The organism is Bacteroides sp. An19, from assembly GCF_002160215.1.
Taxonomy (GTDB): domain Bacteria; phylum Bacteroidota; class Bacteroidia; order Bacteroidales; family Bacteroidaceae; genus Phocaeicola; species Phocaeicola intestinalis.
This window is the reverse complement of sequence record NZ_NFKD01000005.1, coordinates 81114-96185: the sequence shown is the minus strand read 5'-3', so window position 1 is coordinate 96185 and position 15072 is coordinate 81114. Positions and strand designations below refer to the sequence as shown.

Annotated in this window: 16 protein-coding genes; 5 read left to right on the top strand and 11 right to left on the bottom strand. The window is 38.7% G+C overall.

Features of this window, described 5'->3' with window-relative positions:
• Nucleotides 1–6: 6 nt before the first annotated feature.
• Genes B5F25_RS03470 through B5F25_RS03420 form a run of 11 tightly spaced genes read right to left on the bottom strand, consistent with a single transcriptional unit; the run spans nt 7 to nt 9197 of the window.
• The gene (locus tag B5F25_RS03470) at nt 7–888 is read right to left on the bottom strand and encodes a TssN family type VI secretion system protein (RefSeq protein ID WP_087247607.1); all 882 of its coding nucleotides are present in this window, start codon (nt 886–888) and stop codon (nt 7–9) included.
• An 11-nt stretch (nt 889–899) separates the two neighbouring features.
• Nucleotides 900–2744 (bottom strand): type VI secretion system baseplate subunit TssF, encoded by a 1845-nt coding sequence (locus B5F25_RS03465; RefSeq protein WP_087247605.1) that lies wholly within the window; start codon nt 2742–2744, stop codon nt 900–902.
• Nucleotides 2745–2748: 4 nt separating this feature from the next.
• Nucleotides 2749–3198, bottom strand: a complete 450-nt coding sequence (locus B5F25_RS03460; RefSeq protein ID WP_234144045.1) for a GPW/gp25 family protein — start codon at nt 3196–3198, stop codon at nt 2749–2751.
• Between the two features lie 5 nt (nt 3199–3203).
• A complete protein-coding gene (tssD, locus tag B5F25_RS03455; protein ID WP_241148347.1) occupies nt 3204–3605 on the bottom strand; it encodes a type VI secretion system tube protein TssD in 402 nt (133 codons plus the stop codon).
• 44 nt (nt 3606–3649) lie between these two features.
• The gene (tssD, locus tag B5F25_RS03450) at nt 3650–4048 is read right to left on the bottom strand and encodes a type VI secretion system tube protein TssD (protein WP_087247599.1); all 399 of its coding nucleotides are present in this window, start codon (nt 4046–4048) and stop codon (nt 3650–3652) included.
• A 10-nt stretch (nt 4049–4058) separates the two neighbouring features.
• Nucleotides 4059–4352: a hypothetical protein gene (locus tag B5F25_RS03445; RefSeq protein ID WP_087247597.1), complete on the bottom strand. Its 294-nt coding sequence runs from the start codon at nt 4350–4352 to the stop codon at nt 4059–4061.
• Nucleotides 4353–4361: 9 nt separating this feature from the next.
• Entirely contained in the window at nt 4362–4757 is a 396-nt protein-coding gene (locus B5F25_RS03440) for a sodium transporter (protein WP_087247687.1), read from the bottom strand.
• On the bottom strand, nt 4741–5835 hold the full coding sequence (locus tag B5F25_RS03435) for a hypothetical protein (protein WP_087247595.1): 1095 nt from the start codon (nt 5833–5835) through the stop codon (nt 4741–4743). Before B5F25_RS03435 ends, B5F25_RS03440 begins: the two co-directional genes overlap by 17 nt.
• A 6-nt stretch (nt 5836–5841) precedes the next feature.
• Nucleotides 5842–6255, bottom strand: coding sequence for a type VI secretion system tube protein TssD (gene tssD, locus B5F25_RS03430; protein ID WP_087247593.1), 414 nt, complete (start codon nt 6253–6255; stop codon nt 5842–5844).
• A 12-nt stretch (nt 6256–6267) separates the two neighbouring features.
• Nucleotides 6268–6690, bottom strand: a complete 423-nt coding sequence (tssD, locus tag B5F25_RS03425) for a type VI secretion system tube protein TssD (protein ID WP_087247591.1) — start codon at nt 6688–6690, stop codon at nt 6268–6270.
• Nucleotides 6691–6704: 14 nt separating this feature from the next.
• Nucleotides 6705–9197: an ATP-dependent Clp protease ATP-binding subunit gene (locus B5F25_RS03420; protein WP_087247589.1), complete on the bottom strand. Its 2493-nt coding sequence runs from the start codon at nt 9195–9197 to the stop codon at nt 6705–6707.
• A 258-nt stretch (nt 9198–9455) separates the two neighbouring features.
• Between B5F25_RS03420 and tssD (B5F25_RS03415) the strand changes: the two genes are divergently transcribed.
• The 5 genes from tssD (B5F25_RS03415) (at nt 9456) to B5F25_RS03395 (ending at nt 15043) form a co-directional block, all read left to right on the top strand.
• A complete protein-coding gene (gene tssD / locus B5F25_RS03415; RefSeq protein ID WP_087247587.1) occupies nt 9456–9854 on the top strand; it encodes a type VI secretion system tube protein TssD in 399 nt (132 codons plus the stop codon).
• Between the two features lie 120 nt (nt 9855–9974).
• Nucleotides 9975–11783 carry a phage baseplate assembly protein V gene (locus B5F25_RS03410; RefSeq protein ID WP_087247585.1) on the top strand — a complete coding sequence of 603 codons (1809 nt, stop codon included), beginning with the start codon at nt 9975–9977 and terminating at the stop codon, nt 11781–11783.
• Between the two features lie 10 nt (nt 11784–11793).
• Nucleotides 11794–13152: a hypothetical protein gene (locus tag B5F25_RS03405; protein WP_087247584.1), complete on the top strand. Its 1359-nt coding sequence runs from the start codon at nt 11794–11796 to the stop codon at nt 13150–13152.
• Between the two features lie 47 nt (nt 13153–13199).
• Nucleotides 13200–13673: a hypothetical protein gene (locus tag B5F25_RS03400; RefSeq protein WP_087247582.1), complete on the top strand. Its 474-nt coding sequence runs from the start codon at nt 13200–13202 to the stop codon at nt 13671–13673.
• Complete coding sequence (locus B5F25_RS03395; RefSeq protein WP_172772635.1) at nt 13670–15043, top strand: DUF5458 family protein; 1374 nt, start codon at nt 13670–13672, stop codon at nt 15041–15043. The genes B5F25_RS03400 and B5F25_RS03395 overlap by 4 nt, the downstream gene beginning before the upstream one ends.
• Nucleotides 15044–15072 lie beyond the last annotated feature (29 nt).

Genomic DNA, 15072 nt, shown 5'->3' with positions numbered 1-15072 from the left:
ACAATATTAATATTCTCTATATTTTACCAATTCGTTTGCTACACGCTTGGCAATAATCACATCATGTCTTTTCAGCTTATTTTCTGCAAGTGTTACTTCCGGATCTATATAGAATCTCCTTCTGAAGAAAGACGGTTTAGTATAAAATACCCATTCGTAATAAGTTCCACCTTCATTACGATATTCAATTGGAGCTGACGGAGACTTCAGATTACAGTCATTTATCATACGCTGAAACCACTGTCCGAATATGACATCCTCCGAGGCTTTTCCGGTAATTCGTTCAGCAACCGGGTCATTTACACTTTTAAAGACCTCCACATCAATCACAATACTCTTATCACGATTGATATACAAAGTATCCGAATCATACTCCTCTGAATACTTCCAGACTTTATAGATTTCCAAAGGAATCGCAAAATAGCAGTCAACAGTCTGTGCATATAATAAAGGAAATGAAAAAGGAAGCAGGCAGGTGGATGCCCATATTCCATATTGCAGTTCATTGCAAAGATTGAAAACCAATGAAAAAAGACCGGCTCCGAACAACATAACCGATACTGTAATCAGAAATTGGATTCCAAATGAAGGTTGCTCATTGCTGGAGGATGAAAATACTTTTCTCAATACCATCCTGTTGTAATATCCAGCGATCCAATAAACTACAACCAATAAAATATACATATATGGCATAAAGTTATAGTTCATGAAACCCGCCAGTCCCGGTAACGCTAGTACAATACCACTCAGAAGCAAATATACAATAAGCCTCTTATTATTAAGCAGTTTGTTTTTCCTGGCAATAAAATATGCCACAACTCCAAATATTATGGTAAGGAGAGGCATGAGCAAATACGATGATACAAAATGTAGTGCAACTGGATTCATATAAAATCTGTTTATGCGTTATTATATTCAATAAATATCCTATAGTTAAAAGTATCCGGAGAGCAGGCTGCCAATTTGGTAAGCAGATTGTCTTTCATCCGTTTTTCCTGTAATGGTTCATCCAATCTTGTTCCCAAAATCAGATGAACATCCTTTGTACGTATCAACCCCTCATGAGGCATCGAACTGATTGCCACTCCATTACGAATATCAGTACGTAATAATAGTTCTCCCAGTTCTTTCTTGCAGAAACTGGCTATATCATTCTGAGTAAGAACACGTCCGTGAGAAAGAAAACCATATTTGTAATGTTCTATTTGTTCCCTGTTTTTAGGAGAGTGCTTGCCTCCATAAGTCGTACTGACAAGTGCCAATGTTTTTGGATTCACATAGGTATTGGTATTAGGGGACAACTCGACTCCGGCTTGTATCTGGTTGCCAATCTCGCAATTCGTAGTCCAGTATTTCACCGTTATCTGTCCGTTACCATTCATACGGTCTATCATTAAATAATAAGGTGTTTCCCTTGTTTCATTCATTTGCTCTGTTATCTGCTTCATTTGCTCCATCAATTGCTCCATCTGACCAACCAACGCTTGTAGTTTTGCACTGGAAACGGCAGAAAAAGCATGTGATTCGTCATCAAGCAAGTCAAGCAGATATACAAGAAGTTCCTTTGCCGAACGGGAGTCAAAACGTTCACAGCCACCCTTTCTCAAAGAATAAGTTCCACAATCCTCCATACTGCTTTCCTGTTGAAACATCAGCTCGTAATAGTTTTTGCCATTAGAGTCCTTCACGCTATGTACTGCCAATAAAGACTCGCTTTTTCCTGTACGCAATGGAATTACCCTAAATGTATCTTCTATATTCGTATTTTGTTCATGGAGTAACTTGTTTTCTACAGGTACAACATTTACTCCGACATGCAGGTCTTCTAATATATCTGGTGTGAAATGTGCTGGAAAACTCACCTTTACCCATATCAGCCTGTCTTTCATTTTATCCACGACAGACTCCTTGAAATAATCTGTGAGCTCTTCAGGAAATGAGACCTTATCCTTATCATCTATAACAAGCTGCTGAGAAATGGTAAGATAATGCTTGTTGTATATATCCATCACTTCCTTATCTATCATAACCATTATATCATAGTTCTGGAAAAAACTATAAGCAGAGTGTCTGGATGGTATCATTTTCTGATAAATGCCTTTCTGCATATCAATCCTTTTTCCATCCATATACCATTCTGTACAAGGTAGCAGGAACAGATATTCATAGTTGTCCGTTAAATTCGGAAAGTCAAGATAAAATGACAGATTTTCCAGTCCGTTGATGGATTCATCAACAGTCAACCCAATCCACACGGAGTCTGACGGCATTTTAACCTCGCTACGGGCTACCATTGTTTTCTCCAAAGTATGACTGACTTCATAAAGCAAGTCATCGGATATTATATACTTGACTTCAACCTTGCGCAACATCGTATCACAGGCCGGATAAAATGAAAGCGTGCCTGTGGAAAGTTTTCTGTTCAACACATCACTTTCATAATACATACCAGATTCACGTGTTATCAAGTATTCAGGATCAATAGGGGAAGCATGTACAATACCATGCGCAGGGAATGGTGATGCCAGCATGCCTGGTGTAAGTATGTGGGCTGTCTTTTCCAACAGTCTGGTTTCAATTGCTGTAAAATCCTCTCCGAGTGTGTAAACCTCATTCGCCAGAGCCTCCAACATAAGTTTGACCACCGGATCGAAATTTTCCACCTTCTTTATACCCCAAAATGCTGCTGCATACTTCAGCATCCGGTTCCTAATTTGCTCTTTATTGTATTTTTCTTCACTCATACTGTTATCGTGTTGAAATAGGTCCTAAGTAAATCACATAATAGAATGTCCTTCTTTCTCCTGTACGAACCAGATTCCCAGATACATAAACCTGCACTCTCTTCTTTATACTTGATGTTTCATACATACTGTCCTGCAACATTGTGTCGTCTATAATTACACGTACGCTGACATTGGTCAGTCTCTTTTCATATGTGGTAACAGCTGTAGTGATATATTCGGAGAACTGTCCTTCCCAACGTGTATGTGACACAATACTTTCGAAGTCAAGATAAAAAATCTTACAGCCAAACTTCTTGTCAAAGGTATGCTCACCCGGAGCTGTACTAATCAACAGCTCAATAAACTGATCAATGGACTCTATTTCCGAGCAGGACTCCAGACGGCTATTCTCGACATCTTCGCTCAACAATGCTCCAAAGTCTAAAGGTAATTTGCAGAATTTTGTTTCCATATTTGCTAACGCCATTGATTTTCAAACTCATCATTGATAAACTCCAACAATCGTGAAGCAAATCTTATAAGTATATATTGCTTATGATTGACATTGTCAACCTTTCGTTGGAACTGAATGCAATTACCATCCGTAAAGTGAGCTACAAATGCAGCCTGCTGATTGGGCTGGTCTTTCTGATATACTCGTATCTCCCCATTCATATATGTTTGTGTGAAAGTTCCCCATCTTAACAGGGTATCACCAGGCATTCCCTGTAACATACACATAATGATACCACCGTATGCTTCCCCTTCCGGAAAACCGATACGATTAGTATCACGCTTAAATTGCAGGTTGAAGTCTTCAATATCATATATTTCTTCACCCACACACAATTTCATTATGTAATGGTCATCATTTCCCATTACATTTTTCTTTTTGAATAGGGTATTGAACCAGCTCATAGCATTCACATATTTAAGTAGCACGAATCTCCAGTTTCCATTTCCTTAAAATGAATCAGAAGTTTAGTCCGACATTCTTTGGTTGTAGAGTGAACATTCATTTCAAGACACTGTGCACCCCTGAAGCGTATAACTTCTTTCTGACTTCCAAGAATACCTGAAGAATTCATTAATTCTCCATTTTTATGGATTTGCGAACTAAGCATCCACGCCAATAAGTCATCAGTCGGAAAGCCTGATATTATAATACCTATCTTTCCGCCTTGCATATTGCCGATTACCCGTCCAGTCTTATCAGCATCCTGACTGAAATCATATTCATATTCCAATAGGTCATAAGCCTGAACATCTTCATGTTCCGATGGCTCAGCAGTCCATAATTTGATATATGATTGTGCACTCATACTATATTATTTACTCATTATCTCTCATTAAATCTGTTTGAAGCATAGTGGTCAGTGTACGATCTTCATTCATACGTGATTCCACAAACAAGACTGTGTCCTGGCTGTCCAAATGCTTACGGGAATAAGCCCTTATGTAGGCTTTGAACGCTTGTACTTTAGTACGATATTCCTCTAAAGGAAGTACAAAAATGTCTTGCTCTCCCAATCTTTCCAAACCATATTTCTCTAGCTCCTCTTCAAATGACTTCTTTAATTGGCCATTTGAAACTGAATAAATGATTATTATTTTATATTGATTCATAATTTACTATTATTTAAATTGATAAAGAAATAGCATCAAAATAAGTCCAATTGTTGGTATTATATAACTAAGACTTAATACTGCCTTATCTGAATATTTTATATTATAAATATTGTCTTTATATTTATCCAATAAAACCCTAATTCTTTCTTTGTCATAATGCAGATATATTTTAATCCAAGGAAGAAAAAAACCTATTAATGCTATTATAATTCTAGTTATTTCAGATGTATATGGCAAGAAGAAATCACCTGTTAAAACAAATGACAGTATTAACACAATAAACAAATAAGCCATTGTAATAATTTCGGATAATATACATGTCGCTCCAAAACGAGGAAATTCTTTATTCTTAAAGCAAACCATATAATATCTATAAAACAAATAGTCAATAATACTTTTCATAAAAATCATTAATTTTCGGTTTAACAACTCGGGTATTATCTGGTACTATAATAAAATCATCATCGTAATGTCTCTGCACTTGATGGTATATTTTATCTTTACCTATAATAACTCCATTTTCATCCCCCAGACCGATTTTTCCTGCATAATAATCTATCCAATCACCCAAAGACTTTTCAGTATTTGCATAAAGTAATATATCTATACCTACAATAACTCCACCAAGTACCCAAGAAACAGGAAATGCTGAGGACAGCATGTATAAAGACACTAAATGGGATATTTTTAGCTGTTGAGAATATAAAATATCCAAATAAGTTAAACCTCGACCAACCAATGCAAGGCCTCGTTTTATACTATTTAAAGTCTTAGGTATTATATTATCATTTAGTTTTTCAGATGGTATATTTATCCCATTATTTTTCAATGATTCAGACAAATTCTCTGAAAATCCCCTTGCCCTATATAAACGATTTAAATAAGGGGGAGTTTTCAAAAATTTATCATAAAAATTTTTTTCCACTACAAACATTTCATTCAAAGGACCTACAACGGTACCTACCACTCCACTCGCAGCAGATAATCCCCATATTATTTCTGTAATATTTGTACTAAAATTATATTCAAAAGACTGTAATTCACCTGTATACTCTATTTTCTCACAACTACATCCTTTCAACTCACCATTATATTTGTAAGACAATATTTCTACATTTACCATTGTATCATTACCAAGAGAATATAAATGAATCTTTAAATCATCACTTGAAAGAAGTGTTTTTTTCTCACCTTTATATATAACATAATAATTACCTAAAGAATCTTTCTTTAGAATATTGTTTTTTAATTTATCTGCAACAAGATTAAATCCTTTATTTTTGCTTTCTTCTGATTGATCTATACATTGAATATCAATTATTTTAGAATAACAATCGTTTCCTTGTACAACATCATATGGTAAACGTTGTACAAAAGCATATCCCAATCCAAGTACATGACCTGTATAAAAATGTCCTATCTTATTATTCAATAAAAACAAATCAGGATAAATTATCGTACTATCATTTTCATTAGACATATTTTTCTATTTTACCCAGTTATTATCAAATTCAATACCATTCAAATTGATTATTTGAGGAGATAATATCAAACTAGTGTTCAAGCCTATGCCTATTCCTATAGAACGCTTCAAGCTGATACAATAAGCATTTGTAAACACTACCTCAAATATCACCCCAGACGTTCCAGTCTTAAATTGTATCACCCCATTTTTTTTCACCCAGGGCTTGATTGCCCATCCGTAGATGTTATTTTTAACGGTTTGTGACAATGTTATCATAATACGTCCTCCACGAACTTCACCTTCCGGTTGATTCTTATTACCATCAACAGGCTGGTGAAAGCCGATTTTGAACTGTTCGACTTCATACTCGTCACCATCAACGCAGAATATTACATTCACGTTGCTGTCCACTTGCGGAAAATTAAAAAGTCCCATAACATTTTCTTTTTAGAGTGCCCACTGATTTTCAAATTCTTCTGTACCGAACATTAACTTCTGTGCTTGTACAGTAAGTTTAGTCGCGATATAGCTCTTTCCCTGCCGGATATAGCTGATTTCCATATCTACACAGGTCGCTTTCTCAAAGAGTATCTTTTCAAGAGCGGAACCTTGGTTATCATGAACTACAATAGCTCCACTCTGATATTTGCGGGCATCCAACATCCACTGAATCATATCCCGGTTAGGCAGATGAGGGTAAGTTACATAGAAAGTACCTCCCTTAACTTCTGTTTGTACCTGACCTTTAAAATCAATACCTTGGGCGAAGCCAAATTCACACCCTATCAATTGATAGCTGTCCTTATACATATCCGTCAGCGATGTAGCTGCCAGATTGCCGATTTTTAAAAATACTGTATATCCAAACATAAGAATCTTGATTTTCAGTGAATATCCCAAGTTAATTCATTCGCTTCATCCAATCCTACCTTCAAGGTCTTACCTTTCGACAACTCTTCCTTTATTATAAGACGGGAAATAGGCCTACGTAAATAATTACGAATCACACCGGCAACCTGCCTTGCTCCATATTTAGGGGTAAATCCTTTATGTGCAAGCAGTTTACGGGCATCATCACTTATTTCAATTGCTATACCTTGACGGTCAAGCAGTTTTCTAAGGCCATTAAACTGTATGTCGAATATCATCAGCAAAATATCCTCGCTGATAGGAGAGAATGGAACAATTTCAGATAATCTGGCCAGAAACTCCGGACGGAAATGTCTTCCCATCACTTCCATTATCTGTGTAGTAGAAGGTACGCTTCCCGATTCCAACTGTTTAGTCAGCCACTCGCTGCCCACATTGGATGTAAACAGAATAATGGAATTGGAAAAATCACCTTCTTTGCCTAAACGGTCATGAAGTTTGCCCTCATCCATTATTTGGAGGAATATATCATATACCGATGGATGGGCTTTCTCTATTTCATCAAAAAGAACCACTGCATAAGGCTGCTGTCTTATCTTGTTTACCAGCATACCGCCTTCTTCATATCCTACATATCCCGGAGGGGCACCATACAGAAGGGCCGCAGAGTGTTCTTCCTTGAATTCCGACATATCAAAGCGTATCATGGATTTTTCATCATTGAACAATGTCTCAGCCAAAGCCTTTGCCAACTCTGTTTTTCCGGTACCGGTAGGTCCTAAAAGGAAGAAGGAGCCGATTGGCTGTCCCGGCTTATTCATTCCGCTACGCGATTCAAGGATTGCATCCGTAAGTGTTTTCAAGGCCTGATCCTGCCCGACAACTCTTCTACGCAAATAGTCCTCCATATTCAACAGACGCTCCTTCTCCTGTGACTGTACTTTCCCTATTGGAATGCCGGTTCTGCTTGCTACCACCGCAGCGACTTCATATATTTCTACCTCTTCGATTTTCTTTTCGGCAAATTCGCGCATCAAGTTCAACGCATTCAGCAGATAACTCTTCAATTCAGTATAATCCTGAAGCTCATTCACATCCGTTTCATCGGTTATCACTCCTTGCAAGATAGGGCTTAGCCTATTGCGCATAACAAACAATAAAGTCTTTAAGTCCTCAACTTTTTCACTTTCTTCCGTTTCGGCTTTTTCAATAGTATCCAATTCATCAAGCAATTCTTTTACGTCCTGCTGCCCTGTTTCATTTACCATCTTTATGGCAGACAAGGTCATATCCAAAAGTCCAATGGCTGAGTCAGGCAACCGACGTTCCTTTACATAACGCTTGGCCAAACGCACACATTCAGCCGCAGCAGTATCGCTGATACCTACATGATGATAATCTGTATACTGTTTCTTTACGCTATGAAGCATCTGAATGGCAGACTTTAAATCAGGTTCATTTACCTGAACGACCTCAAATCTACGACTGAACGCATGATCAGGTTCGATAATCTTCCTATACTCGTCTATTGTCGTAGCACCAATTACGGTCAAATCTCCACGTGACAGCTCCGGCTTCAGGATATTACCCGCTCCGGAATTACCCTGTCTGCTATCCAGTAGAACATGTATTTCATCTATAAACAGGATGGAATTTTCTATATGGCGAAGTTCCTTCAATACATTCTTCAAACGGTCTTCGATTTCTCCTTTATAGGTGGCTCCGGCAATAAGCGAAGCATTGTCCAACTCGAAGATACGGGCTCCTTCCAGAAAAGAAGGAACCTTCTTATTAACAATATCCCATGCCAGACCATAAACCAAAGCTGTTTTTCCAACTCCGGCATCACCTACAATCAAAACGTTTGATTTACTTCGGCTACCCAGCACTTCCATGACCATACGGGTCTCACGGTCTCTATTGATAACCGGCAATAATCTTTCAGGAGCGGCAGCCATCAGATCAATACAATATTTGGAAAGATATGATGAACTTCCTATTCCTGTTCCGGGACCATAGTTGTCTGATACCGAAGCTGCATGATAATTTTCCACAGCAGGATTTTCTGTGTTATTAACATATAGGGATAATATGTCTCTTTCCTGAATCGGAAAAGACCTCAACTGGTCACTTGAAAAAGCGACTCCTGGTTTTACCAAGGCAATAAGAACACAGATGGGATTTATATCAAATAATCCAAGACGAATACGGGCATCATCCGCAGCCCGAAATATAAAATCAATTTTTTCTGAAGGTTTAATCTCGGAAAGTTGGGTAGACTTGGGACATTGTTCAATATATACATCAGCCCACTCTTCCAGATAGCCCAAATCCTTTCCAATACTAACAATAAAATCTCTTAGCCCCACTTCCTTATGGAGTAGAGCCTTCAATAAATGCGAGGGCATATAATACTCATTCGCATTCTCACGAGCCACTGCCTGTGCTATGTTAAGCGCAATTTTTACAGAATCATCAAGATTAATGAAACTAACTCCTGTATCCATAATCAATAAAGATTTAAAAATTGCGCAGGAGAACAATGCAAATATAAAAGTAAAAAATTAAATTCAATGCATTATCCGACAATTTTTTTATGCTCATGAGCATATTGTACGAAAAAAACATCCGATTTTCTTTGCAATATTCGAAAAAAAGCATACATTGCGCCAGAAATCCCAAAGGAAAAGGAAAATGGCAACAGGATTCTGATTACCTTGAGGATTTCAAAGTGAACCAATTTATTAACTTAAAACTTTAAGAACATGGCATTTAAAGCGTCATTTAAGTTTTCAGACTCTAAAGAGTTTGATGTATTGAGATGGGATGTCAAGTTTAACCGTGATGTAGATCCTAAAGGACGTCCGGCATCTGACATTTATGGAGGTACCATTAACGTGGAAGTCGAATCTACTCCTGACACAATCGTATTGGACAAGATGTTCAAACAGTACCAGCCAGTAAACGGAAACATCGTCTTCAAGAAAGCTGATGAAGATGCTAAAATGAAAGAACTGGTATTTGAAAACGGTTATGTCATTAAGTACGAAGAGGCACTAAGTGTAGCTAATGATTATCCTATGACAATCAAGTTCACTATTTCTGCTCAGACAGTAAAGATGAACGAAGTTACATTTACACAAGACTGGCCGGAAAATAACTAATGGTTAGTTTTGGGTTAAAGTTTTGAGGTGCCGGGATATACCAATTCCGGTTATTTTGGCACCTCAAAACATACCGACTAGTCGGTTTATTTATGTAATAACCTTATAGAAATTAATAATATGGGAGCAAGTTTTCTGAATCTGGTGGCTACAAAGGTGACGATAAAAGGAGAAGAACAGAAGTTCGTTTCCCTTCGTCTCCATCAGTCTTTCAACAAACATCACGATTTTACAGTGATTGTCAACTATCTTTCACCAAACAATACCTTCCAGCAGACTCCGGAGAAATTCATCAATTTCATTGGAGAGACTATCACTATTTCGTTTACCCATCGGCAGACTAGTGACAGTTATGTATTTGAAGGAGTGGTAACTAAGGTTGAAATGATTGGAAGTGAAGGCGAGGCAGGTGGTATAGCGATTCATGGAGAAAGCCCCACAATTCTGTTCGACAGTAACTGCACACTAGATTCATGGACTGAACAATCATTATCTGCAATCATTAATGAAGCGACACAAGAATATGGCAACGAGAAAATAGTTATTGCACCTAAATATACGAACCCGATTTCATATCTGGCACAATACAACGAAAGCGCATTTGCATTCATGAACCGCCTTTCTTTGTTATATGGCGAGTGGTTCTATTATGACGGCAATAAAATTTACTTCGGTAAACCGGAAAATATTAATACGGAGAAGCTTCAATATGACGTAGATCTTGAGGAAGTTCGCTTGATAGCCAATATGGTTCCTGGAAAATCTGCAAGATACGATTATGTAGCGCAGGAGAACAAAGAACATAATGCGGATACACCAGCCAAACCGGAAAGGATGAGCGATCTTCAATCTATCGCACATGCACGTTCAGAAAAGGCATATCCAGTAAAAGTCATATCCTCAGCCAATCCACATATCAAGGATAAGGCAGAACTTGATGACCAGATGAAAAGAGTACGAAATGCTTCTGGAGCAAGACTGCTCAATATAAGTGGTACAGGAAAGACTTGCCGTATCAGAATCGGCGAAATAATTGATGTTTCGTTCCCCGACAAGATGAAACTTTCTCCACTCGGAAAATATCTTGTAACAGAAATTATTCACGAAGTACACCGGGACGGTCATTACTCCAATACATTTTTCGGAATTCCAGGCGATACAACAAATCTGCCCGTATCTGATGTCAGGTTTCCTACAGCAATGCCGGAGCTGGCTACAGTTCAGGAAAATAAAGATGAAAAAGGGCAAGGAAGAGTTAAGGTGCACTTTCAATGGCAAAAAGGCAGCAAAACTACAAATTGGATCAGAGTACAAAGCCCTAATGCCGGAACTAGTGATGCCGTAAGCAAAAACCGCGGACTTGTATTCGTACCGGAGGTTGGTGACCAGGTCATGATTGGCTATGAACATGGAAACCCGGACCGCCCCTATGTTTCCGGAGCCATGTTCCACTCAGGATCGGGACAAGGAGGAGGTGACAACAATCAGCTTAAAACAATCATTACCCGTAGTGGTAATGCTATCATCTTCAATGATGAAGCAGGAAGTATTACCATAACAGACCAGACAGGAAAACAACTGATTCTTCTTGATGGAAAGGACAGCATTACCATTATGGCGAAAAAGAGTGTGATTATCACAAACGAATCGGAATCAATAATTGCAATGGAGGATAAATCCATTGGCATGAAGGCCGAAACAATCTGTCTCGAAGCTGAAAAGAACATTGCATTTGTTTCTGGTAACGAAAATCTGATTATCAGTAAAGAAAAGACAGCCATAGCTACAACCGGAACAAATATAAAGGTTGAAGCACAAAGTCAATATGAGCAAACCAGCAAAGCAGGTACAGTTACAGCCAACAACATGTCCATAGAAGGTACAGCCGATGTTACCGTAACAGGAGGCATCGTAAAAATAAACTCTTAAACAAACTAATATGGGAGCATCAGCATCTGTTATACAAGAATACTATAAAGCGGTTGATTACTGGGCTGAAATAGAAGTCCGTAAAGACTGGAAGCTAGCAATATGGGTTGTCGAAGCTACAGACGTAGATTTGATTGATCGTTTTTTTGAAATAGAGCGTTCCCCGGTAGGAGAGTTTGATGACATTTTTTTCCGCTTTGACTCGATATATGAGGGCGATGATGAAAAATTCACAGAGCAACTTTGGAAAGAATATGTCAGCTGGTTTACAGAAGAAATTGACGAAAAGTATGATGTTCTCAAGGCATTGAAACAGGACGGACTATTAACTGGAGAGTATTTTCCCCGAACAGACATTCCTCACACTACTGCTGCCTTATGGCAGGAGATGCTACGGTTAAAATCCTGTATCTCCGGACTGGAAGACACCGGCTTTTGCATCTATTTCCCTCCCGGACAATTGAAAGGTCCGAAACGTACAGAATGGTTCTCAAAAGTCTTATCAGAAGGTGTACCACAAGGAATTCGGTTAGCCACTATTGATATAGCTGAAAACCGTAGCATACGACTTGACAACTCGCGGATGGTAGCCTGTATTTATCCCAAATTCAATCTGGTTCAGGCTTTGCGCAACCGTATGGCACAAGGAGATGCCGGAGGAGACCTTACAGCTCCCGAAAACAAGTTTAAACAACAGGTTACCGTTGTAATGGACTGTACCCAAAAACAGGATAAAAAACTGTTAGGAAGGGAAGTCAACAAACTTTTGGACATAGCCAAAGAACTAAAAGACAATGGTATCTATATATCTTCACTGTTTATTGCATCTGAAGCATTCTATGCCATCAGAGAATATAAGGACAGCATGAAGTACAGTGAAATTACTCTTAATGAAGCCCAAAAGGCTATGATGGGCGGTGATACGACAGGATATAGCTACTGGAAAATGGCGGCTTCCATGAAGGCTGCCATACTTACCGCAGAAAAGAAGCGTGACGAAGCGATTTCACTATATAAGGAGATAGCCTTGAAAGCTGTTGAGCAAAAAGATGCCTATTATGTGATGGAAGGTTACCGTATGTGTGGATTCCTGCGTTATGAAGAGGGCAAGATGGAAAGTGCTTTCGAGTTCTTTTTACTATCACTGGCAGGCGGAAGTTATCTTCCTGAAAACATTAGAAGAAACTCGACATTTACCTATGCCGCTTATCTCGCTTTGCATACAGGTAAACAAGTAAGGGCTCCTTCAGACATAGAAATACTCGAAAAACAATTACAGGAATGGCTTGGCAAAGATTGGAGGGAACTTGTTGATAACCCATCCATGCAACAAGCCAAGGCCAGAAGAAAGAAGAACATATTCAGTTAAAATCAAGAGAAATAGTTAACATATTTTTAATTTAAAATTAGAATAGTATGGAACTTGGAAATTATGGAATCGGCGGAAACGAGGTAAAACTCGAAGCATCCGAAGGTATTGCGGATATTCCACAAAACCGAACTTTAATGGTTGAGCAATTGACAAAGGACGAACCGGTAGCACCTGAAGTTGTAACAGGTCTTACCAACATTGACGAAGTCTTTGCACATTTCCAGCCGGAAATAGATATTGAGTTCTCTGATGCGGACGGAGCACCAGTCGAGGAGAACTTCCGTTTTAACAATGTTGGTGACTTTTCTGTTGCCAAGATGACAGAACATAGTCCTTTTCTATCCAGTCTGAATGCTGAAAAACAATTTGCAGACAGAATGGAAAAGTCTTTGCGTTCGAACAAGGTTCTGCAACGGGTTCTGGAGAATCCCACTACACGTGACGCCTTTGTCAATGCACTTTCAGTCATGCTGGACGAACTGAAAAACAACGAAAAGTCTAACTCTGTAAATGAATGATAGTTATGAGTGAACAGAATCCTAAAATAGAAGCTGCGGAACAACAAGTTGCTGCCGTACAAACCAGAAACTTAAATACTGAGTTACAGGCTCTTGCCAAATTTGGTGGTTTCAATGTACTGGAATCTTCTGTAGATGGAATACAGAACCTCAATCCAGAGCGTAAGGCAAGACGCAATATTTATTTGACCAGTAATGAAAAAGCGGCTGAACGTAAAGAACTTGCAAAGAGTATTGAAATGTGGGTAGAAATGCTGAAAAGCGGCAAATCTATCACAGAAATGATTGATGCTTGTCAGAAAAAATCAGCAGCTGTATCAGATTTACTTTCACAAAACCAGCTCAAAGCGGTAGAGGAAGTCAAACAGTTGGAAAAATCGTACCGTACAGTCATGCTCTTCTACAAGAACACTGACTCGGACAAGATTAAGAATGTTTCCATTGTCAATGCATCTATGGCTCAGCTTACAGATCTTGACAACTCATTCTTCATTGACGCGATTGCCAATGAACTTCGCGCCAACTATGACCGCCTTGACTTAAGAACAAACTACTCATTATTGGTTATCCCTGGTTTTCTGGGTTCAAACAAGGTTGTTGAGAAATGGGCAAAGATTGCACACGATAACAAAGTAATGATCTACACAGACTTTGCCGACCTTGAAAAACCGGATGATGTTATTGAAATGTTCTTTGACTCCAATTTATCCGGAGGCGACATCTATAAGTCAAATGTATGTATGACTTGTAACTACCTTGTCGGCAGAGGACGCTATGCGGAACTGGGTGAAACCGAAGATCTGCTTGTACCTCCTTCTGCTGCACTAGCAGGCAGTGTCTATAAGACAGTAATGGCACAAGTAACAGCCGGTAAGAAGTATGGTTCAATGAGTGAAGTTGACGGAGTTGCTTTCAATCTGAAGAAAAGTGAAATTTCAGAAATCGAGAAGATTGGTTTGATTCCGATGGTTAAGGAATACGGTAAAGTAATGGCATTCTCAGCCAAAACACTTTTCAATGGTGACAACTTAGGTTTACAGACTTATTCGGTAGTCCGCGTATTCGACTGGGTTACAAAAGTATTAATGGACTTCCTCAACCGCCGTGCATTTGAAAACTGGAACAGTAAGGCCGAAAGAGATTTACGCAGTCAAATCAGCAAGTTCCTTGATAGCATCCAAGGTCCTGGCCGTCTTATCGAAAAGTTCAAGATTCTCCGATTTGAACGTGATCCGAAACAGAAAGACCGCATCTTCCTGGATATTCACCTCACTCCGTACTTCCCTGCAAAGAGTTTTGTAATCAAACTTGAAGGAACCAAGGGTGATGATGAAAATGACTGGAACAGCGACTATGCTCAGGATGCTTGAATTTAATAACTTTTTCTGAAGGCAACTGG